Source organism: Streptomyces sp. NPDC002817 (assembly GCF_053592055.1).
This window is the reverse complement of sequence record NZ_JBSFUY010000005.1, coordinates 140,545-163,000: the sequence shown is the minus strand read 5'-3', so window position 1 is coordinate 163,000 and position 22,456 is coordinate 140,545. Positions and strand designations below refer to the sequence as shown.

Genomic DNA, 22,456 nt, shown 5'->3' with positions numbered 1-22,456 from the left:
GGGTGCGGTCGGTTCTCGTCCGCCGCGTTGATGGTGATCGCTTCGGGCGTCGCGGCCGGCCGGTGGCGGAGGGTCTCGGGAACGCTGTTGTGAGGGGTGGTCATCTGCGTCCCACCTGCTCGGCGCGGTCGTGGAAGGGCCGCTGCTGGTTCCCGTCCGCCGCGTTGATGGTGATCGCTTCGGGCGTCGCGGCCGGCCGGTGGCGGAGGGTCTCGGGAACGTTGCCGGCGTGCGGGGTGGTCACGGTCGGGCCGCCTGGCCGGCGTGGTCGCGGAAGAGGCGCAGCCGGGGCTCGCCGATGCGCTCCCGCAGGCCCGGGTCCTGTACGCCCTGGCCCTCCGCGGTCGCCAGGTTCAGCAGGCCCACCTTGCCCTCGTGGGCGTTGAGCTGGACCGAGCGGGTGGCCTCCGCGGCCTGGGCCAGTGGGAAGACGCGGGAGAGGGCGGGTACGACCATGCCGAGGCGCAGCAGCCGGTTCGCCTCCCACGCCTCGTCGATGTTGGCGCCGTGGCTGCCGATGACCCGCTTGAGCTTCATCCACAGATAGCGGTTGTCGTAGACGTGCCGGTACCCGCTGCTGGACCCGCAGGTCACCACCACACCGCCGCGCCGCACCACGTTCACCGAGGTCTCGAAGGTGGACCTGCCGACGTGCTCGAAGGCGACGTGCGGGTCCTCGCCGAGCTCCTTGCGGATGACCGAGCCCAGCGCCCGCCACGCGGAGGCGTCGTCCTCGTCGTCCCCGAGCCCCACATCGTTGCGGTCCACGACGACATGGCAGCCCAGCCGGTCCACCAGATCGGCCTTGTCCCGCGAGCCGACCACCCCGACGGCGATCCCGCCGGCCTGCCGCACCAGCTGCACGGCGTAGCTGCCGAGCCCGCCCGCCGCGCCCCAGACCAGCACGATGTCCCCGGCCCTGATCCGGGCACCGTGGTCACCGATCAGCATGCGGTAGGAGGTGCCGAGACACAGCGTGTTGCAGGCGGCCTCCTCCCACGACAGATGCGGCGGCATCGGCACGAGCTGCGAGGCGCGGGCCACGGCGAAGTCGCCGAACGCGCCGAAGTTGGTCTCGAACCCCCAGGCGAGCATGCCCGTGGTCAGCATCCCGTCCCGCTGGGCGACGGGATCCTGCTCGTCGATGTACGGCGGGTTCACCACCACCCGGTCACCCGGGGACCAGTGCCGTACGGCACTGCCCACCCGGACCACCACACCTGCCGCGTCGGACCCGACGACCTGGTAGTCGCGGTCGTGCCGCGCCTCCCAGTGGCCCTCGCGGGCGAACCGGCCCAGGAACCCGAAGGTCGACATCGGCTCGTACAGCGCGGACCAGACGGTGTTGTAGTTGACGGCGGAGGCCATCACCGCGACCAGCACCTCGTCCGGCGCCAGCTCCGGCATGGGCACCTCGCCGAGGTGCAGGGTGCGCCGTACGTCCTTGTCGCGGCTGTCGGTCCCCTTGAACAGGTCCTCGTCCTCGCGGCGCAGGAAGACCGCGCGATAGGACTCCGGTACGGGGCAGGCCAGTAGTTCGTCCGGGTCCGCGCCGTGCCGGACCGCCTCGATCAGTTGAGACATCAGTGCGACTCCGCTGGGGTGGGGGAGTGTCAGGAAAGGGACGGTGCCGAGGGGTCGTCGGCCGGTCGCATGGCGGTACAGAGCTGCCCGATCGTGGCCCGCTGCCGCACCGCCTCGATCAGGGCGGGCAGGACGTTGCGGCCGGCTAGGGCGTCGTCCCGCAGCCGGGTCAACTCCGCTTCGCAGTCAGGGCGTTCGATGTCACGCCGGCCACCGGTCGTGGTGTGGGCCTCGGTCTGGAGCAGTTGGCGCTCGGACTCCGAGGGCGAGGTCTCCAGCACTCCCACGGTGGGCCCGGGGTCGCGGTAGGCGAGCTCCTCGATCTGGCCCTCCAGCCAGCCGCTGCGGATACAGGCGGCCACACCGCCGCGCGCCTCGATGCGCGCCAGCCAGTCGTCGACCTCCTTGCCCAGCTCGTCGACGAGGCCCTCGATCACATGGGAGCCGCCGAGCGGGTCGGCGTAGCGGGCCAGGTCCGTCTCGTGGGCGATGATCTGCTGGGTGCGCAGGGCGATCCGGGCGCCGAGCGGGCCGGGTGTCTGCACGGCCTCGTCGAAGCTGCACACATGCAGCGACTGGGTGCCACCGAGGACGGCCGCGACCGCCTGCAGGGTGGCCCGGACGATGTTGTTGAGGGGTTCCTGGTAGGCGAGGGCCGAGCCGAAGGTGTTGACCTGTGCGCGCAACCGCATCGCCCGCGGTGAGGTCACGCCCCAGCGGTCCCGCATCCGTTCCGCGTACCGGCGGCGGGCGACCCGCAGCTTGGCGGCCTCCTTCAGCACCTCCATGTCGGTGCCGAAGATGAAGCTGAACCGGGACGCGACCCGCTCCGCGGAGTGCCCGCGTTCGACCATCCCGGCGAGATAGGCGTCCACGCTCGCCAGCGCGCAGGCGACCTCCAGCGCGGCGTCCGCCCCGGCCTCCCGGGCGTGCCCGCCGGAGACGGAGATGGGGTTGACGCCGGGCAGGTGCTCCATGCAGTACTCGACGACGTCGAGGGCGTAGCGCACGCTGGTGTCGAGGTCGTACACATACGCCTTGCGGGCGAGGAACTCCTTGAGCATCTCGTTCTGGAGGGTGCCGCGCAGCGCGGCGGGGTCCACGTCCGACTCCTCGGCGGCCACGATCCACATCGCGAGCAGCATCGGGGCGGTGGCGTTGATGGTGAACGAGACCGAGACCCGGTCGAGCGGGATCTCCTTGAACACGGTCTTCAGGTCGTCCACCGTGGCGACGGAGACCCCGGTGCGTCCCACCTCGCCGTCGGCGGCGGGGGCGTCGGGGTCCAGGCCGAGCTGGGTCGGCAGGTCGAAGGCGAGCGACAGGCCCGTCTCACCCATCTCCAGCAGGTATCGGAAACGGCTGTTGGTGCTCTCGGCGCTGTAGAGGCCCGCGAGCTGTCGCATGGTCCACAGCCGGGTCGTGTACCCGCCCGGGTGCAGTCCGGCGTCGTAGGGGAACTCGCCCGGTATGCCCATGCGTCATTCCTGGGGTGCGTCCTGGATCGTGTCCAGGACCGATATGGCGAATTCGCGCAATTCCGGGTATTCGAAGATGTTGAGCAACGGGATGTCCGCGCCGAAGCGGGTGCGCAGTGCCGCCACTATCCGGGTGGCGACCAGGGAGTCGACGCCCAGTTCCAGAAGATTGTCGTCGAGATGTACTTCGGGGACATTCAGGGCCTCTGCCGTCACGGCGAGTACGGCGGCCTCGACCTCGGCAAGGGTGACCGAAGCAATGGACATTCCGTCATCCGTTTCTGCCCGTGGTGCCGTGCGCGGGCACGGAAGTACGGGGATCAATTACCTGGTGGGGGTGCTGGTTTCCTGATCAACCTAGAAGTCCGCGCGCCGCGGCAGCAACAGGTTCCGGGCGCCAAAGTCGGCAGCAACCTGCCACCCCGGGCCCTGGTGCGGACCCGGGCGCGCTGTCAGGTCGCGGACACCAGGCCGTACTCCGCGGCCCTGATCCCCGCCTCGAAACGGGTGCTGACGTCAAGGGACTTGAGGATGGCGGCCACGTGACGGCGGTAGGTGCGCACGGACACGTTCATCTGCCGGGCCGCCGTGTCGTCCTTCATGCCGGAGCCGAGCATCTGCAACACCTGGCGCTGGATCTCGTCCAGGTGCAGCTCGCGGACGTCGCGCGCCGAGGTCAGGCCCTCGGCGTGGCCCCACAGCACCTGCTGGAACTGGAGCAGGGCGGCGGTGGCCTCCCGGCGGGCGAGCAGGATCTGGAGCCGGCCGTCCGGTGCCACGGTGCGCACCAGGCCGAGCTCGGTCCCCAGCAGGGCCAGGTCGGGCAACGGGGCGTCGGTGACGCGCAGTTGCACCTGGCGAGCCCTGGCGCCGCCCGGCAGCGCGCGGGAGCGGGGGTCGGTCATGGCGCCGCGGTCCGTCAGCAGTCGCAGGCTGTGGCCGCGGGTGAGGATCTCGGTGCGGATCAGACGTGAGAAATCGGAGAGCGGGTGATGCATCGTCTCGACGGCGAAGCGTCCGGTCAACTGTGTGAAGCCCCGGATGTGCGGTGCTTCGGCGAACGCGCTGCGAAGAACTCCGCAGACGGCGTCGGCGTGTACCGGGTGCACCAGTTCGAAATCATCGAGACCCGAATAGGTTTCGGTGGCGCGCGTGTGCTGCTGGACATCGGCTATGTGTATGGACATGGCCCCCCCGGGTCTCAAATTCCATCCTTGATCGAAAGGCTGGTCATCTGACTCACGCACCGCGGCAGGGGTGTTGCCCCCGCTTTGAAGTGATCTTGAGGGTACGTCAAGCGGCCTTATTCAGTCGATAGTTCGAATGCCGCATATCGGATTCCGGCATTAAATGACTGCTACTTTTCACGCCTATGGGGACGCCTTTGAAGTCTGCGGGTCGGCGGTGGAGTGTGCGCCGAACCTCAACTACCCTTCGTGTCGACCCGATTACCTTGCGCAAGACGAAGGTGGCAGCAGCAATGGCCCGACACGCGTCCTCCTCCACCCCCACCGCCCAGCGCGCGCTGGCCGCCCTCGCGACCGCGGGCGTGGCCCTGGGCGCAGGTGCGGCGACGGCCTCCGCGGACACCGACCCGGTCGTCGACGTGATGCGCACCCGCCCCACCTCGCTGGGCAACATCGACCCGCAGTCCGGCCTCCAGGGCCTGACCGGCACGGTCGGCTATGTCACCGGCCCGGTCAGCGGCCTCAAGCCCAACCCCCTCGCCGGCACCGGCGTCGACCCCCTCGACAACGGCCTCGGCACCCAGCTCGCCGACTTCCAGCCCCTGGCCACCCAGGCGCTGACCGGCCCGGTGGCGCAGGCCCAGTCCATCGGCAGCATCCCGGTGGTCGGCCAGGCCGCGGGACTCCTCGGCAACGGCTGACGGTACGCAGAGAGCCGCGTCTTCCCAGGACGGTGGGAAGGCGCGGCTCTCCGGTCTGTGGTGGCCGTCAGTAGGACGAGCCGGACGCGCCCAGCGAACCCGTCGGGTGCCAGACCGTCTTCGTCTCCAGGAACGCCGTCATGCGGTCGATGCCGGGAGTCACCGAATAATCCACAGGCTGTGGACGAAGGACCCGCTTCAGGTTGTCCGCGGCCGCGATCTCCAGCTCCTTCGCCAGTACGTCATCGGCGCCCGCCAGATCGATCGCGTTGACGTCCTGGTGCGCGGCCAGCGGCGCCGCGATCTCCGCCGTACGGCCGGACAGGACGTTGACGACACCGCCGGGCAGGTCGGAGGTGGCCAGCACCTCGCCCAGGGACAGGGCGGGCAGCGGGGCCTTCTCGGACGCGATCACGATCGCCGTGTTGCCGGTCGCGATCACCGGGGCGACGACCGAGACCAGGCCCAGGAAGGACGACTCCTGCGGGGCCAGGACCGTGACCACGCCGGTCGGCTCCGGGGTGGAGAGGTTGAAGAACGGCCCCGCCACCGGGTTGCCGCCACCGACCACCTGGGCGATCTTGTCGGTCCAGCCCGCGTACCAGACCCAGCGGTCGATCGTCGCGTCGACGACAGCGGCCGCCTTCGCCTTCGACAGCCCTTCCGCTTCGGCCACTTCGCGCACGAACTGCTCGCGGCGGCCCTCCAGCATCTCCGCGACGCGGTACAGGATCTGACCCCGGTTGTAGGCCGTCGCGCCCGACCATCCGCCGAACGCCTTGCGCGCGGCGACCACCGCGTCACGGGCGTCCTTACGGGACGAAAGCGGCGCGTTCGCCAGCCAGTTGCCCTTCGCGTCGCTCACCTCGTACACCCGGCCGCTCTCGGAACGCGGGAACTTCCCGCCGACGTACAGCTTGTAGGTCTTGAAGACCGACAGCCGATCAAAACGGTCCGTCTTCTCGTTCTTCTCAGACATCGAGGTACGCCTCCAGGCCGTGGCGACCGCCCTCGCGGCCGAAGCCCGACTCCTTGTAACCGCCGAACGGCGAGGTCGGGTCGAACTTGTTGAACGTGTTGGACCAGATCACGCCCGCGCGCAGCTTGCCCGCGACGGCGAGGATCCGCGAACCCTTCTCCGTCCAGATGCCCGCCGACAGGCCGTACTGGCTGTTGTTGGCCTTGGCCACGGCCTCGTCCGGCGTACGGAAGCTCAGGACCGAAAGGACCGGGCCGAAGATCTCGTCGCGGGCGATGGTGTGCGCCTGGGTGACGTTCGTGAAGAGCGTCGGGGCGAACCAGTAGCCGGAGGACGGGAGTTCACAGGCCGGGGACCAGCGCTCGGCGCCCTCCGCCTCGCCCGCCTCGACGAGCGAGGTGATCCGGGAGAGCTGCTCCTCGGAGTTGATCGCGCCGATGTCGGTGTTCTTGTCCAGCGGGTCGCCGAGGCGGAGGGTGGAGAGCCTGCGCTTCAGCGAATCCAGCAGCTCGTCCTGGATCGACTCCTGGACCAGCAGCCGGGAGCCCGCGCAGCAGACCTGACCCTGGTTGAAGAAGATGCCGGTGACGATGCCCTCGACGGCCTGGTCGATCGGGGCGTCGTCGAAGACGATGTTGGCGCCCTTGCCGCCCAGTTCGAGAGTGACCTTCTTGTCCGTGCCCGCCACCTGGCGGGCGATCGCCTTGCCGACCGCGGTCGAACCGGTGAAGGCCACCTTGTTCACATCGGGGTGCTCGACGAGGGCCGCCCCCGTGTCGCCGTAACCCGGAAGGATGTTGACGACGCCCTTGGGCAGGCCGGCCTGGCGGCAGATGTCCGCGAAGAACAGGGCCGACAGGGGAGTGGTCTCCGCCGGCTTCAGCACGACCGTGTTGCCGGTCGCCAGCGCCGGGGCGATCTTCCACGCCAGCATCAGCAGCGGGAAGTTCCACGGGATGACCTGGCCGGCGACGCCCAGCGGACGCGGGTTCGCACCGAAACCGGCGTGGTCGAGCTTGTCGGCCCAGCCCGCGTAGTAGAAGAAGTGCGCGGCGACCAGGGGGAGGTCGGCGTCGCGGGTCTCCTTGATCGGCTTGCCGTTGTCCAGGGTCTCCAGGACGGCCAGTTCGCGGCTGCGCTCCTGGATGATCCGGGCGATGCGGAACAGGTACTTGGCGCGCTCGGTGCCGGGCAGCGCCGACCACTTCCCGAAGGCCTTGCGGGCGGCCCTCACCGCACGGTCGACGTCCGCCTCGCCCGCCTGGGCGATCTCGGAGAGGACCTCCTCGGTGGCGGGGGAGACGGTCTTGAAGACCTTGCCGTCCGCCGCCTCCACGAACTCGCCGTCGATGAACAGCCCGTAGGAGGGCGCGATGTCGACGACCGAGCGGGACTCGGGTGCCGGTGCGTACTCGAATGCAGATGCCATGTGGATCAGTCCACCGTCACGTAGTCGGGGCCGGAGTAACGGCCGGTGGCCAGCTTCTGACGCTGCATCAGCAGGTCGTTCAGGAGCGAGGAGGCGCCGAAGCGGAACCAGTGGTTGTCCAGCCAGTCCTCGCCGACGGTCTCGTTGACCAGGACCAGGAACTTGACGGCGTCCTTGGTGGTGCGGATGCCGCCGGCCGGCTTCACACCGATCTGGACGCCGGTCTGGACACGGAAGTCGCGGACGGCCTCCAGCATGAGGAGGGTGTTCGCGGGGGTCGCGTTCACCGCCACCTTGCCGGTCGACGTCTTGATGAAGTCGGCCCCGGCCAGCATGCCGAGCCAGCTCGCGCGGCGGATGTTGTCGTACGTCGAGAGCTCGCCGGTCTCGAAGATGACCTTCAGACGGGCGCTGGTCCCGCAGGCCTCCTTCACGGCGGTGATCTCGTCGTACACCTTCATGTAGTGGCCCGCGAGGAACGCCCCGCGGTCGATGACCATGTCGATCTCGTCCGCGCCCGCGGCGACGGCGTCGCGCACGTCGGCGAGCTTCACCGCCAGGGCGGCGCGGCCCGCCGGGAAGGCGGTGGCGACCGAGGCGACCTTCACGGAGGAGCCGGCGACGGCCTCCTTCGCGGCGGCCACCATGTCGGGATAGACGCAGACGGCCGCGGTCGCGGGGGCCGTACGGTCGGTCGGGTCGGGGCGGACCGCCTTGGCGCCGAGCGCCCGGACCTTGCCCGGGGTGTCCGCGCCTTCCAGCGTCGTCAGGTCGACCATCGAGATGGCCAGATCGATGGCGTACGCCTTGGCGGTCGTCTTGATGGAACGGGTGCCGAGAGAGGCGGCACGCGCCTCCAGGCCGACCGCGTCGACGCCGGGCAGCCCGTGGAGGAAGCGACGCAGCGTGCCGTCGGACGCGGCGACATCCGTAAGCGGGTGTGCGGGAGATGCAGTGGTGGGCATGGTCACCAGCCGAGCATATCTACGCGCGTAGCGGCTGTACACCCCGGAAGAACGGTTCCTCGGAACGCAGGGGGACGCGCACCCGCCCAGGGGCGCGGGGAACTGCGCGAGCAACCACGGACGGACCTGCACCCGCGCACTCGGCGGCCCCCCACGGCGAGAAGGCGAACAACTGAGGCACAATCGCCCGCATGACGACCAAGGACCGCATCTACCGCTCACCCGCAGGCATCGCCGGAGGCGCCCTGCTGCTCGCCATCGTCCTCTGGCTCGGCATCGACGCCCTGGTCCAGGGCGAGGACCGCACCCCCTGGCTGGCGCTCGCCTCGATGATCCTCGCGGTCCCGCTGATCGTCGCCTTCACCGTCCGCCCCGCCGTCTACGCCAACGAGGACCGCCTGCGCATCCGCAACCCGTTCCGGGTGATCGTGCTGCCCTGGGGGCAGGCCGCCGCGCTGCGGTCCGGTTACTCCAATGAGGTGGTCGCCGAGTCCGGCGACAAGTTCCAGCTGTGGGCCGTCCCGGTGTCGCTGCGCGCCCGCAAGAGGGCGGCCCGCAAGGACGCGCGCGCCGAACGCGGCGGCGGCGCCGGGCTGCGGCTCGGATTCGGAGGCGGCGGCGCCGCGCCCGCCCCCGACGCAGGGCCCGCCCGGGCCGAGACCGACAAGATCATGGACGACCTGCGCGAGTTCATGGAGACGCGGGCGACGGCGGAGAGCGCGCAGGGCGAGGTGACCGTGCGCTGGGCGTACGAGATCTTCGCGCCGGCGGTCGCGGGAGCGGTACTGCTGGTGATCTTGATCGCAACGGGCTGAGGCGTCTGTCCTTTCACAGCTTCCGGGGTGATGATGCGGCCTCACCTCGGCGTGCCGCCCCGAACAAGGACCCGAGGACTGCAACCACACCTGTGGTCCGAGTGTCTGGAAGACAATGAGCACGAACCTCCAGCGGCCGCTGCCGCTGCCCGCCTCCGCGATACCCGACGGCTGCCTCCCCTGGGACGGGGAACAGACACGGCGGTGGACGCAGGCCCTGCCGGCCCGGTGGGTGCCTGTGCGGCTCGACACGGGCGTGCTCGTCGGGGTGGCGCTGGCCGGTCTGCTCGGCTCCGGCGCCCTGGCGCTGTCCACCGACCTGAGCCCGTGGGCCGCGGCCGTCGTCGCGCTCCACGCGATCTGGCTGGCGGTACGGCCCGAGGTCGTACGGGTCTCGGTACCGGTTCTGCTCTTCCTGGTCCCCGTCCAGCAGCCGCTGCCGTGGGCGGTGACCCTGCCCGTGCTCGCGGTGCTGCTCTCGGCCTGGGCGGTCGCCATGCTGCGGCTGGTCGCACGCGGGCGGCAGCGCGCGGCGGCCCTGGCGGCGGCCGGCGGGGCGACGGCCGTACCGCCGGACGAGGGCAAGACGTTCCGGCGGGGCAAGCTCCTCGCCTGGTTCGGGCTGGCCGTGACGGCGGCCGGTGCCGCGGGGGTCGCGACGTCCGGGCTCGGAGACAGCCACGTGCTTGTGGCGACGGGCCTCTACGTGACCGGGCTCGGCCTCACCGCCGTCCTCTCCGGCCTCCTCGGCCGCCGCCGGGCCGCCGTCCTGCGCGGCGCACCCGTCCCCGTCCTCCGCGTGCTCGTACGGGAGAACGCCGACGTGGACACCGAGGTCTACGCGGCCGACGACCTGGGCGCGCTGCGCCCCCTGTTCACCGTCTCGATGTCGGAGCCGGACGACGAGGGCGAGCCCTTCTTCGAGGAAGCGGACGACGACTTCGACGAGGAGGCGGCCGAGGCGGAGATGCGGGAGGCCCTCGACCGGATCGACGAGGAGGAGCCCGGCCCCCTGCGCGAGGCCGTCCTGTACGGCACGCCCTACGACGGCGCCGAGATCCTCCTCGTCAGCGCCGACGAGGAGCCCGGCGAGCCGCCGCTGATCGAGCGGTCGCAAGGGCCCGTACGGCCGCTGTCGGACCGGTTCGGACGCAGCCGCATCGTGGGCGAGAAGAAGGCGGGGACCCGTAAGGCGGCGTACCGGGAACTGGGCCGGCTGGCCGCCGAGGCGGCGGTCGCCCAGCTCGGCTCGGGGGCCGTGCGACGGTGGCGCGCGGGGTGGCCGGACCGGCTCACCGCCGTGGTGGTGATCCTGTGGTTCGTCCCGATCGCCCTGGACGAGTCCGGCTGGTTCTGGCGCTACGTCCTCGTCGGCAGCGTGGCTCTGGGCGGCGCCCTGCTGCTTCCCGACCGGCTCGGCTGGACCATCACCGCCGACCGGGAGGGCCTCTGGTTCAACGGGCTCCGCCGTATCCACCACATCGCCTGGGACGACATCCGCGTCGTCCGCTGCAAGGGCACCGAGCTGAAGATCGACAGCCGCCGGGCCGGCTTCCCCACCTGGACGATGCACGGCACCCGCTGGCCGAAGCTGGAGCTGCGGCGGGGCTGGACCCACCCCTACGAGCGCACCGCCGCCGAGATCACCGCGATGTGGGAGGACCCCGCGCTGCGGCCGGCCGTCTCGGCGACCGAGCGGGAGCGGGGACGGCCGCTGTGGCCGCTCACCCTCGCCCTGGCGGTGGTCTTCACGGTGGCCCTGGTGCTGCTGCCGTAGCGGGCGGGCCCGTGGCCGCCGCGGGGCGTCATGGCGCCCCCGGCCACACCAGGGCCATGTACGCGCCCCAGTACACCGAGCCCGCCACCGCCGCCGTCAGGACGAGGACGCGGTGGCGACGGGCGGCGTGGGAGAGCCGCAGCGCCAGGGGAAACAGGAGCGGGAAGGCCGGCAGGAGATAGCGGGCGCGCGGGAAGTAGACGCCGCCGCTGGTCAGGACGATGAGCAGCGTCACGCCCGTGAAGACCAGCAGGGACAGGGGCTGACGGTCGCGTGCCGACAGCGCGAACAGCGCCACCGAGGCGATCAGCACCAGCGTCACCAGCACCAGGAACAGATGCGGCGTCGAGTCCCGCACCAGCAGCTGGCGGATCTCCCGCAGGGTCCGCCGGCCGCCGTCCATCTCGTTGCTCCACACCCGCTGTTCGGCGAAGTAGCCGTCCCAGCGGCCCACCCGCAGGCCCACCCAGGCGAGATACCCGCACCAGCCGAGCGGGGCCACGAGAGCGGCCGTGAGCGCGCGCACGGAGAAGCCGCGGCGCAGGGACAGCAGGGCCGTCACGGTGACCGCGGCCGCCAGCGCGATTCCGGTCGGGCGGGTCAGACCCGCGAGCACGGCCAGCGTGCCCGCCCACAGCCAGCGGCGGGTCAGCACCGCGTACAGCGACCAGGCCGCGCACGCGGTGAACAGGGACTCGGTGTAGCCCATCCACTGCACCAGGCCGACCGGGAACGCGGCCCACAGGGTGGTGGCCAGAACCCCGACCCGTCGGCCGTACAGCCGGTCGCCCACCGCGAACACACCCCAGGCCGCGACGAAGGACGCGGCGACGGCGAGGCACAGACCGGTGGTGGCACGGGTGCCGGGGGTGACGGCCGCGACCGCCTTGACCAGGACCGGGTAGAGCGGGAAGAACGCCAGGTTGCTTCCCTCGGTGCCGACCTCCCGGGCGTAGCCGTGGTCGGCGATGCCGAGGTACCACTTCGCGTCCCACTGCCGCGCCAGGATCGGCCACAGGCCGTGGTCCTGGTGATGGGCCCACAGCGCGAGGAAGAGCAGGCCCGCGAGCCGTACGGCGACGAAGGCGCCGAGAGCCGGGGCGGCGCGGCGCAGGGCGTGGACGGTGGGGTGCGGGCGGGGCGTGGTCTCGGGTCGCCGGCTGCCCGGGATGCTGCCGCCCGGGGCGGTTTCGGGGGCGGTCGAGGACACGGGTGCGGCTCCGGGGCTCGGCGGACGGGACAACCGTCACCGTTCACCGGGGTGGGCGCCGAGGCGTGGAGCGCGCGTCGATCGACGCGGTGAAATCACCCGTTGAGGTGCCCCCGTCGGTGAGGGCACCCCAACGGGTGGGTCAGATGCCGGCCGCGGCCGACAGGTCCCGCTTGATCGTCGTCAGCAGGTCCGTCGCCTTCGCGTGGGCCGTGGGCAGGTCGGCATGGGCGGCGACCGGGACGACGACCTCCAGGTAGCACTTGAGCTTGGGCTCGGTGCCGCTGGGCCGGACGATGACGCGGGCGCCGTCGAGGGTGTACCGCAGACCGTCGGTGGGCGGCAGCTTGTCGGTGCCCCGCGTGAGGTCCTCGGCCTTGGTGATCGCCAGGCCGGCCAGCTCGGTCGGCGGCTGCTCGCGCAGCCGCCGCATGGCGTCGGCGATGACCGACAGGTCCTCGACGCGGACCGACAGCTGGTCGGTGGCGTGCAGACCGTGCTCCACGGCGAGGTCGTCGAGGAGATCGAGCAGCGTGCGCCCCCGCTCCTTGAGCTCGGACGCCAGCTCGGTGATCAGGAGGGCGGCGGTGATGCCGTCCTTGTCCCGTACGCCGTCGGGGTCGACGCAGTAGCCGAGGGCCTCCTCGTAGCCGTAGCGCAGGCCCTCGACACGGGCGATCCACTTGAAGCCGGTGAGGGTCTCCTCGTAGGGGAGGTTCGCCTTCTCGGCGATCCGGCCGAGGAGGGAGGAGGAGACGATGGACTCGGCGAAGGTCCCCTGCGCGCCGCGTCGGACGAGGTGCGCGGCGAGGAGCGCGCCGACCTCGTCGCCGCGCAGCATCCGCCAGTCGGCGCCGGCCTTGACGGCCACGGCGCAGCGGTCGGCGTCCGGGTCGTTGGCGATGATCAGGTCGGGGTCCGTCTCGCGGGCCTTCGCGAAGGCGAGGTCCATCGCGCCGGGCTCTTCCGGGTTGGGGAAGGCGACGGTCGGGAAGTCCGGGTCGGGCTCGGCCTGTTCGGCGACGAGCACCGGCTCCGGGAAGCCGGCGCGGGCGAAGGCGGCGAGGAGGACGTCCTTGCCGACGCCGTGCATCGCCGTGTAGACGGTGCGGGCGGTGCGCGGGGAGCCATCCGCCAGGACGGCGTCCGTGCGGGCCAGGTAGGCGTCGAGGACGGCGCCGTCGAGGATCTCCCAGCCGGCGTCCGGGCGGGGGACGTCGTCCAGGGACCGTACGGCGTCGATCTCGGCGGCGATCTCCGCGTCGGCGGGGGGCACGATCTGCGATCCGTCGCCGAGGTAGACCTTGTAGCCGTTGTCGCGGGGCGGGTTGTGGCTGGCGGTGACCTCCACGCCGGCGACCGCGCCGAGGTGCCTTATGGCGTACGCCAGGACGGGGGTGGGGAGGGGGCGGGGGAGGACGGCGGCCCTGAGTCCGGCGCCGGTCATCACGGCCGCCGTGTCGCGGGCGAAGTCGGCGGACTTGTGGCGGGCGTCGTAGCCGATGACGACGAGGCCGTCCGTCTCGCCCTTCTCCTTGAGGTACGCGGCGAGACCGGCGGCGGCGCGGATGACCACACTGCGGTTCATACGCATCGGTCCGGCGCCGAGCTCGCCCCTGAGGCCCGCCGTGCCGAACTGGAGTGTGCCGCTGAAGCGCGCGGCGAGTTCGGTGACGTCTCCGGCCTCGATGAGCTTGGCGAGCTCGTCACGGGTCTCCGTGTCGGGGTCCTCGGCCAGCCATGCGGTGGCTCGTGCGATGAGATCGTCGTGCACGTCGGGTCAACCTCTCGTGTCGGTGTGCGGGAGCCCCGCTCCTCAGACGCCGGAGGGGCTGACCGACCAGCCTGTCCGGGGTTTGAGGACGAGGCCGGTTCAGGGCCGAAGCGGGGGTCCGGGGGCGCAGCCCCCAGGGACGGGACGGGTAGGGGCGGCGGGGGCGAGGAAAGAAGCCCCGCCGGCTACAGCCGGCTCAGCACCTGGCCCAGCAGCGCACCCATCTGAGTCGCCGAGTCACGGCCCGCCTGGAGGACCTCCTCGTGGTTCAGGGGCTCGCCCGTCATACCCGCGGCGAGGTTGGTCACCAGGGAGATACCCAGAACCTCCGCACCCGCCTCGCGCGCAGCGATCGCCTCGAGAACCGTCGACATACCCACCAGGTCCGCACCGATGACACGGGCCATACGGATCTCGGCCGGCGTCTCGTAGTGCGGGCCGGGGAACTGGGCGTAGACACCCTCCTCCAGCGTGGGATCGATCTCCTTGCACAGCGCGCGCAGCCGGGGGGAGTACAGATCCGTCAGGTCCACGAAGTTCGCGCCGATGATGGGAGACGTCGCCGTGAGGTTGATGTGGTCGCTGATCAGCACCGGCTGCCCCGGACGCATGCCCTCGCGCAGACCGCCGCAGCCGTTGGTCAGCACGATCGTCTTGCAGCCGGCCGCCACGGCCGTACGGACGCCGTGCGCGACGGCGGCCACACCACGGCCCTCGTAGTAGTGCGTGCGGCCCAGGAAGACCAGGGCCCGCTTCTCGCCGATCTTGTACGAGCGGATCTTGCCGCCGTGGCCCTCGACGGCCGGCGGCGGGAACCCGGGCAGCTCGGTGACCTGGAACTCGGCGTCGGGAACGCCGAGCGCGTCCACGGCCGGAGCCCAGCCGGAGCCCATCACGAGGGCGACGTCGTGGGTCTCGGCGCCGGTCAGTTCGCGCAGGCGCGCGGCGGCGGCGTCGGCGGCGGCATGCGGGTCGCCCTGGATGTCGTCCGGAAGAAGAGATGCGTTCACGCGGATGAGCGTAGCCTCTTCCGGCCTACGCGCGTAGATGACAGAGCTAACGGGATGACGATCGTTGTCTTGTCGTTTCCAACGAAGTCCGGCGCAGGGAGAGGCACGGCGGGCGCGGGAGCTAGCAGGGGCGCTTGCGGAGTTCCATCACATAGTCGTGGGGCGCCCCCGCCGACTCCGCCGCGTCCGCGATCTCGCCGAGGTAGCGCGCCGACGGCAGGCCCCCCTCGTACGCGTCGAGGACGTACAGCCACGCCGACTCCTCGGTCTCCAGGGTGTGCACCCGCACCCGCATCCGGCGGTAGATGCCGAGGCCGACACCCTCCCAGCGGTCCATCGAGTCCTCGTCCGGCGGCGCGATGTCGTACAGCGCGACGAAGACCTGGGACTCGGGGTCCTCGACGATCGTCGCGAGCGCGCCCTCCCAGCCCATCTGCTCGCCGCCGAAGGTCAGCCGCCATCCGTTCAGCCAGCCGGTCGCGCGCATCGGCGAGTGCGGTGCGCGGCGCGTCATCAGCCGCGCGTCGAGGTTGCCGGCGTACGCGGCGTAGAGCGACATGGGGAGAGGGTACGGCAGTCGAAACGGCCGACCCGCCCGTCCCGTAGGTAACAAGATGGACCGTCCCGTGGCCCCCGGGCAGTAGCACCTTGAAGCGTGCGGGACAATGGAGTACGTGACTCGGATCGTGATCATCGGTGGCGGACCCGGCGGATACGAAGCGGCGCTGGTAGCAGCGCAGCTCGGCGCGGAGGTGACCGTCGTCGACTGCGACGGTCTGGGCGGAGCGTCGGTCCTGACCGACTGCGTGCCGTCGAAGACTCTTATCGCCACGGCCGAGGTGATGACCACCTTCGACTCGTCGTACGAAGAGCTCGGCATCATCGTCGCCGACGACACCCCACCCCTGGAGCAGGCCGCCCGGGTGGTCGGCGTGGACCTCGGGAAGGTCAACCGTCGTGTGAAGCGGCTCGCGCTCGCGCAGTCCCACGACATCACCGCTTCCGTCACCCGCGCCGGCGCCCGGGTGCTGCGCGGCCGGGGCCGCCTCGAGGGCATGCAGGCCCTCGACGGCTCCCGCAAGGTCATCGTCCAGGCCGCCGACGGCAGCGAGGAGACCCTGGTCGCCGACGCCGTCCTCATCGCGACCGGCGGCCATCCCCGCGAGGTGCCCGACGCCCAGCCCGACGGCGAGCGCATCCTCAACTGGACGCAGGTCTACGACCTCACCGAGCTGCCGGAAGAGCTCATCGTGGTCGGTTCCGGTGTGACCGGTGCCGAGTTCGCCGGCGCCTACCAGGCGCTCGGCTCGAAGGTCACCCTCGTCTCGTCCCGTGACCGGGTCCTGCCCGGCGAGGACCCGGACGCCGCCGCCGTGCTGGAGGACGTCTTCCGGCGCCGCGGCATGAACGTCATGGCCCGCTCCCGCGCCGCCGCCGCCAAACGGGTCGGCGACCGGGTCGAGGTCACCCTCTCCGACGGCCGGGTCATCACCGGCTCCCACTGCCTCATGGCCGTCGGCGCCATCCCCAACAGCGCGGGCCTCGGTCTGGAGGAGGCCGGCGTCAAGGTGCGCGAGTCCGGGCACATCTGGACCGACAAGGTGTCCAGGACGACGGCTCCCGGTGTGTACGCCGCCGGTGACGTGACCGGTGTCTTCGCCCTCGCGTCCGTGGCCGCCATGCAGGGCCGTATCGCCATGTACCACTTCCTCGGCGACGCGGTGGCCCCGCTGAACCTCAAGACCGTCTCCTCCAACGTCTTCACCGACCCGGAGATCGCCACGGTCGGCTACACGCAGGCGGACGTGGACGGGGGCAAGATCGACGCCCGGGTCGTGAAGCTTCCGCTGCTGCGCAACCCGCGCGCCAAGATGCAGGGCATCCGCGACGGCTTCGTCAAGATCTTCTGCCGTCCCGGCACGGGCATCGTCGTCGGCGGTGTGGTCGTGTCCCCGCGCGCCTCGGAACTGATCCATCCGATCTCGATCGCGGTCGACAACAACCTGACCGTCGAGCAGATCGCGAACGCCTTCACCGTGTACCCGTCTCTTTCGGGCTCGATCGCCGAGGTCGCACGCCAGCTCCACACCCGTAAGGAGACGGGCGAGAGCTAGGGCCTGTCCTGGCGGCCGAAACCGACTCCCCGCTGGTCACAGGGAGTTGTCGACCATTCGTGCGGCATAGTCGGGGGGCGTAGGCCCTATACCACTCCCGACCCTTCTGTGCGAACAACTTCTGTTATTCGGCGCATACTGCTGAAAGCAGACGGTCGTTGGGGTTACTGTCAGTTTCGTGTTCGCTGCAGAACGTCGCCAATTGATCCTCGAAATGGTGCGAGCGAACGGGGCCGTATCGCTCCGTGAGCTCGCCCGCGTCGTCCAGACCTCCGAAGTGACCGTACGGCGGGACGTGCGCGCACTGGAGGCAGAAGGACTCCTCGACCGCCGACATGGCGGTGCGGTATTGCCGGGCGGGTTCACGCGGGAGTCCGGCTTTCCGCAGAAATCACATCTCGCGACCGCCGAGAAGACGGCTATCGCCGACCTCGCCGCGAACTTCGTCGAAGAGGGCGAAGCGATCGTGGTCGGGGCGGGTACGACGACACAGGAGCTGGCCCGCCGGCTCGCTCGCGTACCCGGGCTGACCGTCGTCACCAACTCCCTGCTGGTGGCTCAGGCGTTGGCCCATGCCAACCGGGTGGAAGTCGTGATGACCGGCGGCACTCTGCGCGGTTCCAACTACGCCCTGGTGGGCTCCGGTGCCGAGCAGTCCCTTCAGGGGCTGCGGGTCTCGCGGGCCTTCCTGTCCGGGAGCGGACTCACCGCCGAGCGCGGGCTGTCCACGTCCAACATGCTGTCGGCATCCGTCGACCGGGCGCTGGTGCAGGCCGCCGCGGAGGTCGTCGTCCTCGCCGATCACACCAAGCTCGGTTCGGACACGATGTTCCAGACCGTGCCCACGGATGTGATCACCCGGCTGGTGACCGACGAGCCCCCGGCGCACGACGATCGTGCGGCCACGGAGTTGCAGGCGCTTGCCGACCAGGGTGTTCAGATCGCTGTCGCCGGGGGCTCGGGGAGTGATTCGGTCCCCCCGCGCCAACCTCGCCGGGACGTGTCCCTCCCAGGGCCTCGCCGAGTACCGGCAGGCTCCGCCGGGGCGGGGCTCCGGGCAACGTCGGTTCTGAGTGAGCCGGCGTCGGGTGCGGAGCAGCGGGCGGCTCGGGTTGCGGATATGCGGCGCCGGTAGGGTTCTTGGCCCATTCGCCGCAGGGGGTCGTGTTTGCTGCGCGAGTACCGGTTGGTCATGGCTGGTCGCGCAGTTCCCCGCGCCTCTAGGGGCGTTGTCCCTGGGCGGGTTTCAAGCCCCGTAGCGTCAGCATCAGCAATCGGTCCGCCAGGTCCGGGTCGCTCGACGACTCCTCCGCTGCCAGCGCGATGGCGTGTGTCAGTTGGAGCAGGTCGCCGATCGCCACGTCCTCGCGTACCGCGCCCACCTGCTGCGCGCGGGTCAGGAGGGCGCCGCCCGCTTCTCGGATGGGGTCGCTGCACCGCGCCAGGGCCGAGGTGTCGTCGTGGGAGACGGACATCAACGCCCTTGCCAGGCCCCGGTACTCGCTCGCCTGGGTGATCATCTCGCGGAGCCAGGTCACCAGGGCCGCGCAGGGCTCCGGTGACCGGCGCAGTTCGCCCGCGCGAGCCAGCAGGTCGTTCACCGCGTCCTCGAAGACCGCGCTCAACAGGGCGTTGCGGTTGGGGAAGTGGCGGTACAGGGTGCCGATGCCCACGCCCGCACGACGGGCCACGTCCTCCAGGGACGCTTCGGAGCCGTGGGCGGCGAAGGCGGTGCGGGCCTCGGCGAGGAGGCGGTCGTAGTTGCGGCGGGCGTCCGCGCGCATGGCACGCGTCGGCATGGGTGTCGCCGTGGCCTCCTGGTTCCCCATGGCTCCCACCTGCCCTCTCTCCTGCCCTCGTGTGTCTCCAGGATGCCGGAAAAAGGGAGCGCCCGGCGGACTGACTGTCAGTCCGCCGGGCGCTCCGGGATGTCCTGCGACCTTCCGGGGAAGGTGGGTCAGTCCTTGATCTCGCAGATCGCCGCACCCGAGGTGAGTGAGGCGCCGACCTCGGCGGACAGGCCCTTGATGGTGCCGGACTTGTGCGCGTTGAGCGGCTGTTCCATCTTCATGGCCTCCAGGACGACGACCAGGTCGCCCTCCTTGACCTCTTGGCCCTCCTCGACGGCGATCTTGACGATCGTGCCCTGCATCGGGGAGGCGAGGGTGTCGCCGGAGGCGACGGGGCCGGACTTCTTGGCCGCGCGGCGCTTGGGCTTGGCGCCCGCCGCGAGGCCGGTGCGGGCCAGGGACATGCCGAGCGAGGACGGCAGGGAGACCTCGAGGCGCTTGCCGCCGACCTCGACGATGACCGTCTCGCGGTCCGGCTCCTCGTCCGTCTCCGCGTCGGTGGGGGCGGCGAAGGGCTTGATCTCGTTGACGAACTCGGTCTCGATCCAGCGGGTGTGGACCGTGAAGGGGTCCTCGCTGCCGGTCAGCTCCGGAGCGAACGCCGGGTCCTTGACGACCGCGCGGTGGAACGGGATGGCCGTGGCCATGCCCTCCACCTGGAACTCCTCCAGGGCACGCGCGGCACGCTGCAGGGCCTGCTCACGGGTGGCACCGGTGACGATCAGCTTGGCCAGCAGGGAGTCCCAGGCCGGGCCGATGACCGAACCGGACTCGACGCCGGCGTCCAGCCGGACGCCCGGGCCGGACGGTCCGTTGAACACGGTGACCGTGCCGGGGGCCGGGAGGAAGTTGCGGCCCGGGTCCTCGCCGTTGATGCGGAACTCGAAGGAGTGGCCGCGCAGCTCCGGGTCGCCGTAGCCGAGCGCCTCGCCGTCGGCGATGCGGAACATCTCGCGGACGAGGTCGATGCCGGCGACCTCCTCGGTGACCGGGTGCTCCACCTGCAGACGGGTGTTGACCTCGAGGAAGGAGATCGTGCCGTCCATGCCGACGAGGAACTCCACCGTGCCGGCGCCGACGTAGCCGGCCTCCTTCAGGATCGCCTTGGACGAGGCGTACAGCTCCGCGACCTGGGCGTCCGAGAGGAACGGCGCGGGGGCCTCCTCGACCAGCTTCTGGTGGCGGCGCTGCAGCGAGCAGTCACGCGTCGACACGACGACCACGTTGCCGTGGGAGTCGGCCAGGCACTGTGTCTCCACGTGCCGCGGCTTGTCCAGGTAGCGCTCGACGAAGCACTCGCCGCGGCCGAACGCGGCGACGGCCTCACGGACCGCCGACTCGTAGAGCTCGGGCACCTCTTCGAGGGTGCGGGCGACCTTCAGACCGCGACCGCCGCCACCGAAGGCGGCCTTGATGGCGATCGGCAGACCGTGCTCCTGGGCGAAGGCCACGACCTCCTCCGCACCGGAGACCGGGTCCGGCGTACCGGCGACCAGCGGGGCGCCCGCGCGCTGCGCGATGTGCCGGGCGGCCACCTTGTCACCCAGGTCGCGGATGGCCTGCGGGGGCGGGCCGATCCAGATCAGGTCAGCGTCCAGGACCGCCTGAGCGAACTCGGCGTTCTCGGACAGGAATCCGTAGCCCGGATGGATGGCGTCCGCACCCGACTCGCGCGCCGCGTTCAGGACCTTCTCGATGTCCAGGTAGCTCGTCGCCGGGGTGTCACCACCCAGGGCGAACGCCTCATCCGCGGCGCGGACATGCAGAGCGTCCCGATCCGGGTCGGCGTACACGGCCACGCTCGCGATGCCGGCATCCCGGCAGGCCCGGGCAACGCGGACAGCGATTTCGCCACGGTTGGCGATGAGCACCTTGCGCACGATTGAGGCTCCCTCCTTGAAACAAGCCGAGTTTAGGGACTGCCGACACGGCACTTCGACCCGTCCCCAATGGTGAGCTTGCCCACACGGAGCGTGATTCGAGGCTCGCTCGACCCGCGAAATCCCTTGTCGCACCTCGGTACGCAGGACTCCTCCGAGAAACCCTAGCCCTCCTCTGTGGTCAAGGTCTCTGTGAGAGCGTGCTGCGGACCACTCGCTTTCTTTGTGGAGTCCCTACGAATGGCCCAATGATTCTTTGCCCTCCGTAGAACCCTTGTCCCGCGGTTTACCCGTTAGTAGCGTTCGCGTGTATCGAACGTACTTGAGGTAACAAGAGCTCGGCTTGAGAGTGGGTGGGGGCCGGTGGTGCGTAGACCGGTGGCATGGATCGTGGCGGTCGTGCTCTTCGTCGAGGCGCTCGGTATCGCGGCGGTGCAGTGGTTCATGGGTGTCGTCGTGGACCGGCAGGACATGTCCCTGGCGGGACTGGACCCGGACGTGATGTCGCTGTCGTCGAAGATCGGGGGCATCGTCTTCGGTCTCTACTTCGCACTGTGCGGCGTGGTCGCGCTGCTCGTGGCGTTGCGGAACCGTCCGCCGGCCGGCCTCGGCCGTGTCCTGCTGATCAGCGCGGCCGTGGTGCACGCGCTGCTGGGCGCGTTCGCGTGGGGGCTGCTGGGCTGGCCCGAGTTCGTGTTCATGGTGGCCGTGCTCGGCCTCATAGTGCTGCTCCTGATGACGTACGACCGTCCTCAGGAGCCCGCCGACGCGAAGCCGGACGCCCCCAAGGGGGATCCGGAGGGCCCCAGGGCGGGCCCGGAGACCCCCGAGGGGGACGGCGCGAGCCCGGTCAGGCCTGCGCCGGCGCCCACAACTCCGTGATGCCGACGCCCAGTCGGGCCAGCAGCTTCCGAACGAGGGGCAGGCTGATGCCGATCACGTTGCCGTGGTCGCCGTCGATACCCTCGATGAACGGCGCCGAGCGGCCGTCCAGGGTGAACGCCCCGGCGACGTAGAGGGGTTCGCCGGAGGCGACGTACGCGGCGATCTCCTCGTCGGTCGGCTCGCCGAAGCGGACGACGGTCGAGGCGACGCCGGAGACATACCGTCCGGTGACGGTGTCGTAGATGCAGTGCCCGGTCTGCAGCGTGCCCGCGCGGCCGCGCATGGCCTTCCAGCGGGCGGTGGCCTCCTCCTGGTCGGCGGGCTTGCCGAGCGCCTCGCCGTCCAGGTCGAGCACCGAGTCGCAGCCGATCACCAGCGCGCCTTTGACCTCGGGCTTCGCCGAGACGACGGAGGCCTTCGCCTCGGCCAGGGCGAGCGCCAGATCGGCGGGCGTGGGGGCGGTGACGGCGTCCTCGTCGACCCCGCTCACCAGCACCTCGGGGGTCAGTCCGGCCTGCCTCAGCAGGTTGAGCCGGGCGGGGGACTGCGAGGCGAGAACGAGTCGGCGGCGCGGCTGATCAGTCATGCGGTCAGGGTATCGGCGTCCGTCAGCCGACGCCGAGCACGATCATCGCGAGCACCATGGCCAACGCGAGGAAGAGTCCCAGTCTCCGCAGCATGTCCTGCATGTCGCGCAGTTCCTTGGGCGGCTCGTTCTCGGGGTCGGACCACAACATGCCTCCAGGGTGCGGGGGAGGCCTGGGGCGACGCCTGAGTACGCGTACTCAAATTCACCAAAAGGGTCTGGAGTTCCGTTA

At 70.7% G+C, this 22,456-nt stretch carries 22 protein-coding genes; 6 read left to right on the top strand and 16 right to left on the bottom strand.

All coding sequences use genetic code 11. From position 1 onward, the window contains the following. Positions 1-100 precede the first annotated feature (100 nt). The 5 genes from ACWD3I_RS12205 to ACWD3I_RS12185 form a co-directional block, all read right to left on the bottom strand. Complete coding sequence (locus ACWD3I_RS12205) at positions 101-244, bottom strand: hypothetical protein (RefSeq protein ID WP_365392137.1); 144 nt, start codon at positions 242-244, stop codon at positions 101-103. Then, complete coding sequence (gene ccrA / locus ACWD3I_RS12200; protein ID WP_365392135.1) at positions 241-1,584, bottom strand: crotonyl-CoA carboxylase/reductase; 1,344 nt, start codon at positions 1,582-1,584, stop codon at positions 241-243. The genes ACWD3I_RS12205 and ccrA overlap by 4 nt, the downstream gene beginning before the upstream one ends. A 29-nt stretch (positions 1,585-1,613) precedes the next feature. Beyond that, positions 1,614-3,062: a methylmalonyl-CoA mutase family protein gene (locus tag ACWD3I_RS12195; RefSeq protein WP_365392133.1), complete on the bottom strand. Its 1,449-nt coding sequence runs from the start codon at positions 3,060-3,062 to the stop codon at positions 1,614-1,616. Positions 3,063-3,065: 3 nt separating this feature from the next. After that, complete coding sequence (locus ACWD3I_RS12190) at positions 3,066-3,329, bottom strand: phosphopantetheine-binding protein (RefSeq protein WP_266888735.1); 264 nt, start codon at positions 3,327-3,329, stop codon at positions 3,066-3,068. 185 nt (positions 3,330-3,514) lie between these two features. Further along, positions 3,515-4,249 carry a helix-turn-helix transcriptional regulator gene (locus ACWD3I_RS12185; RefSeq protein ID WP_365392130.1) on the bottom strand — a complete coding sequence of 245 codons (735 nt, stop codon included), beginning with the start codon at positions 4,247-4,249 and terminating at the stop codon, positions 3,515-3,517. Between the two features lie 293 nt (positions 4,250-4,542). Here ACWD3I_RS12185 and ACWD3I_RS12180 point away from each other — a divergent pair, with 293 nt between their 5' ends. Next, positions 4,543-4,950 (top strand): hypothetical protein, encoded by a 408-nt coding sequence (locus tag ACWD3I_RS12180; RefSeq protein WP_365392128.1) that lies wholly within the window; start codon positions 4,543-4,545, stop codon positions 4,948-4,950. Positions 4,951-5,017: 67 nt separating this feature from the next. Here the strand turns inward: ACWD3I_RS12180 and ACWD3I_RS12175 are convergent, their stop codons facing one another. The 3 genes from ACWD3I_RS12175 to deoC are packed head-to-tail and all read right to left on the bottom strand — an operon-like array spanning position 5,018 to position 8,323. Continuing rightward, entirely contained in the window at positions 5,018-5,929 is a 912-nt protein-coding gene (locus ACWD3I_RS12175; protein ID WP_365392126.1) for an aldehyde dehydrogenase family protein, read from the bottom strand. After that, positions 5,922-7,358, bottom strand: a complete 1,437-nt coding sequence (locus tag ACWD3I_RS12170; protein WP_365392124.1) for an aldehyde dehydrogenase family protein — start codon at positions 7,356-7,358, stop codon at positions 5,922-5,924. Before ACWD3I_RS12170 ends, ACWD3I_RS12175 begins: the two co-directional genes overlap by 8 nt. A 5-nt stretch (positions 7,359-7,363) precedes the next feature. Next, positions 7,364-8,323: a deoxyribose-phosphate aldolase gene (deoC, locus tag ACWD3I_RS12165; protein ID WP_365392122.1), complete on the bottom strand. Its 960-nt coding sequence runs from the start codon at positions 8,321-8,323 to the stop codon at positions 7,364-7,366. Between the two features lie 191 nt (positions 8,324-8,514). On the opposite strand from deoC, the gene ACWD3I_RS12160 reads away from it, so the two are divergent. Then, the gene (locus tag ACWD3I_RS12160) at positions 8,515-9,138 is read left to right on the top strand and encodes a PH domain-containing protein (RefSeq protein ID WP_365392120.1); all 624 of its coding nucleotides are present in this window, start codon (positions 8,515-8,517) and stop codon (positions 9,136-9,138) included. Between the two features lie 115 nt (positions 9,139-9,253). Next, complete coding sequence (locus tag ACWD3I_RS12155) at positions 9,254-10,915, top strand: hypothetical protein (RefSeq protein WP_365392118.1); 1,662 nt, start codon at positions 9,254-9,256, stop codon at positions 10,913-10,915. Positions 10,916-10,943: 28 nt separating this feature from the next. On the opposite strand, the gene ACWD3I_RS12150 is transcribed toward ACWD3I_RS12155, so the two are convergent. The 4 genes from ACWD3I_RS12150 to ACWD3I_RS12135 form a co-directional block, all read right to left on the bottom strand. Next, on the bottom strand, positions 10,944-12,125 hold the full coding sequence (locus ACWD3I_RS12150; protein ID WP_365392116.1) for a glycosyltransferase family 39 protein: 1,182 nt from the start codon (positions 12,123-12,125) through the stop codon (positions 10,944-10,946). A 142-nt stretch (positions 12,126-12,267) separates the two neighbouring features. Continuing rightward, positions 12,268-13,899, bottom strand: a complete 1,632-nt coding sequence (locus tag ACWD3I_RS12145) for a phospho-sugar mutase (protein WP_365392114.1) — start codon at positions 13,897-13,899, stop codon at positions 12,268-12,270. A 185-nt stretch (positions 13,900-14,084) separates the two neighbouring features. Beyond that, a complete protein-coding gene (locus ACWD3I_RS12140) occupies positions 14,085-14,909 on the bottom strand; it encodes a purine-nucleoside phosphorylase (RefSeq protein ID WP_046261167.1) in 825 nt (274 codons plus the stop codon). A gap of 121 nt (positions 14,910-15,030) precedes the next feature. Further along, positions 15,031-15,468: a gamma-glutamylcyclotransferase gene (locus ACWD3I_RS12135; RefSeq protein ID WP_365392111.1), complete on the bottom strand. Its 438-nt coding sequence runs from the start codon at positions 15,466-15,468 to the stop codon at positions 15,031-15,033. A 106-nt stretch (positions 15,469-15,574) separates the two neighbouring features. Between ACWD3I_RS12135 and ACWD3I_RS12130 the strand changes: the two genes are divergently transcribed. Together ACWD3I_RS12130 and ACWD3I_RS12125 are read left to right on the top strand one after the other, a co-directional pair. Next, positions 15,575-17,023, top strand: a complete 1,449-nt coding sequence (locus ACWD3I_RS12130; RefSeq protein ID WP_365392109.1) for an NAD(P)H-quinone dehydrogenase — start codon at positions 15,575-15,577, stop codon at positions 17,021-17,023. Positions 17,024-17,237: 214 nt separating this feature from the next. Then, the gene (locus tag ACWD3I_RS12125; protein WP_451084084.1) at positions 17,238-18,158 is read left to right on the top strand and encodes a DeoR/GlpR family DNA-binding transcription regulator; all 921 of its coding nucleotides are present in this window, start codon (positions 17,238-17,240) and stop codon (positions 18,156-18,158) included. Between the two features lie 85 nt (positions 18,159-18,243). On the opposite strand, the gene ACWD3I_RS12120 is transcribed toward ACWD3I_RS12125, so the two are convergent. Continuing rightward, on the bottom strand, positions 18,244-18,807 hold the full coding sequence (locus ACWD3I_RS12120) for a TetR/AcrR family transcriptional regulator (protein ID WP_451084083.1): 564 nt from the start codon (positions 18,805-18,807) through the stop codon (positions 18,244-18,246). A gap of 173 nt (positions 18,808-18,980) precedes the next feature. Then, a complete protein-coding gene (locus tag ACWD3I_RS12115; protein ID WP_365392103.1) occupies positions 18,981-20,753 on the bottom strand; it encodes an acetyl/propionyl/methylcrotonyl-CoA carboxylase subunit alpha in 1,773 nt (590 codons plus the stop codon). A gap of 363 nt (positions 20,754-21,116) precedes the next feature. Here ACWD3I_RS12115 and ACWD3I_RS12110 point away from each other — a divergent pair, with 363 nt between their 5' ends. Beyond that, positions 21,117-21,635 (top strand): hypothetical protein, encoded by a 519-nt coding sequence (locus ACWD3I_RS12110; RefSeq protein WP_365392101.1) that lies wholly within the window; start codon positions 21,117-21,119, stop codon positions 21,633-21,635. Here the strand turns inward: ACWD3I_RS12110 and ACWD3I_RS12105 are convergent. Beyond that, a complete protein-coding gene (locus tag ACWD3I_RS12105; protein WP_266888721.1) occupies positions 21,604-22,224 on the bottom strand; it encodes a Maf family protein in 621 nt (206 codons plus the stop codon). The genes ACWD3I_RS12110 and ACWD3I_RS12105 overlap by 32 nt on opposite strands. A gap of 22 nt (positions 22,225-22,246) precedes the next feature. Further along, on the bottom strand, positions 22,247-22,375 hold the full coding sequence (gene mmpB, locus ACWD3I_RS12100; protein WP_095046738.1) for a morphogenic membrane protein MmpB: 129 nt from the start codon (positions 22,373-22,375) through the stop codon (positions 22,247-22,249). Positions 22,376-22,456: the final 81 nt, after the last annotated feature.

Excerpts from the sequence above, each read along its gene's own strand:
- ccrA (WP_365392135.1), bottom strand. The coding sequence starts at position 1,584 with ATGTCTCAACTGATCGAGGCGGTCCGGCACGGCGCGGACCCGGACGAA.
- ACWD3I_RS12195 (WP_365392133.1), bottom strand. The coding sequence starts at position 3,062 with ATGGGCATACCGGGCGAGTTCCCCTACGACGCCGGACTGCACCCGGGC.
- ACWD3I_RS12190 (WP_266888735.1), bottom strand. The coding sequence starts at position 3,329 with ATGTCCATTGCTTCGGTCACCCTTGCCGAGGTCGAGGCCGCCGTACTC.
- ACWD3I_RS12185 (WP_365392130.1), bottom strand. The coding sequence starts at position 4,249 with ATGTCCATACACATAGCCGATGTCCAGCAGCACACGCGCGCCACCGAA.
- ACWD3I_RS12180 (WP_365392128.1), top strand. The coding sequence starts at position 4,543 with ATGGCCCGACACGCGTCCTCCTCCACCCCCACCGCCCAGCGCGCGCTG.
- ACWD3I_RS12175 (WP_365392126.1), bottom strand. The coding sequence starts at position 5,929 with ATGTCTGAGAAGAACGAGAAGACGGACCGTTTTGATCGGCTGTCGGTC.
- ACWD3I_RS12170 (WP_365392124.1), bottom strand. The coding sequence starts at position 7,358 with ATGGCATCTGCATTCGAGTACGCACCGGCACCCGAGTCCCGCTCGGTC.
- deoC (WP_365392122.1), bottom strand. The coding sequence starts at position 8,323 with ATGCCCACCACTGCATCTCCCGCACACCCGCTTACGGATGTCGCCGCG.
- ACWD3I_RS12160 (WP_365392120.1), top strand. The coding sequence starts at position 8,515 with ATGACGACCAAGGACCGCATCTACCGCTCACCCGCAGGCATCGCCGGA.
- ACWD3I_RS12155 (WP_365392118.1), top strand. The coding sequence starts at position 9,254 with ATGAGCACGAACCTCCAGCGGCCGCTGCCGCTGCCCGCCTCCGCGATA.
- ACWD3I_RS12135 (WP_365392111.1), bottom strand. The coding sequence starts at position 15,468 with ATGTCGCTCTACGCCGCGTACGCCGGCAACCTCGACGCGCGGCTGATG.
- ACWD3I_RS12130 (WP_365392109.1), top strand. The coding sequence starts at position 15,575 with ATGGAGTACGTGACTCGGATCGTGATCATCGGTGGCGGACCCGGCGGA.
- ACWD3I_RS12125 (WP_451084084.1), top strand. The coding sequence starts at position 17,238 with ATGGTGCGAGCGAACGGGGCCGTATCGCTCCGTGAGCTCGCCCGCGTC.
- ACWD3I_RS12120 (WP_451084083.1), bottom strand. The coding sequence starts at position 18,807 with ATGCGCGCGGACGCCCGCCGCAACTACGACCGCCTCCTCGCCGAGGCC.
- ACWD3I_RS12105 (WP_266888721.1), bottom strand. The coding sequence starts at position 22,224 with ATGACTGATCAGCCGCGCCGCCGACTCGTTCTCGCCTCGCAGTCCCCC.
- mmpB (WP_095046738.1), bottom strand. The coding sequence starts at position 22,375 with ATGTTGTGGTCCGACCCCGAGAACGAGCCGCCCAAGGAACTGCGCGAC.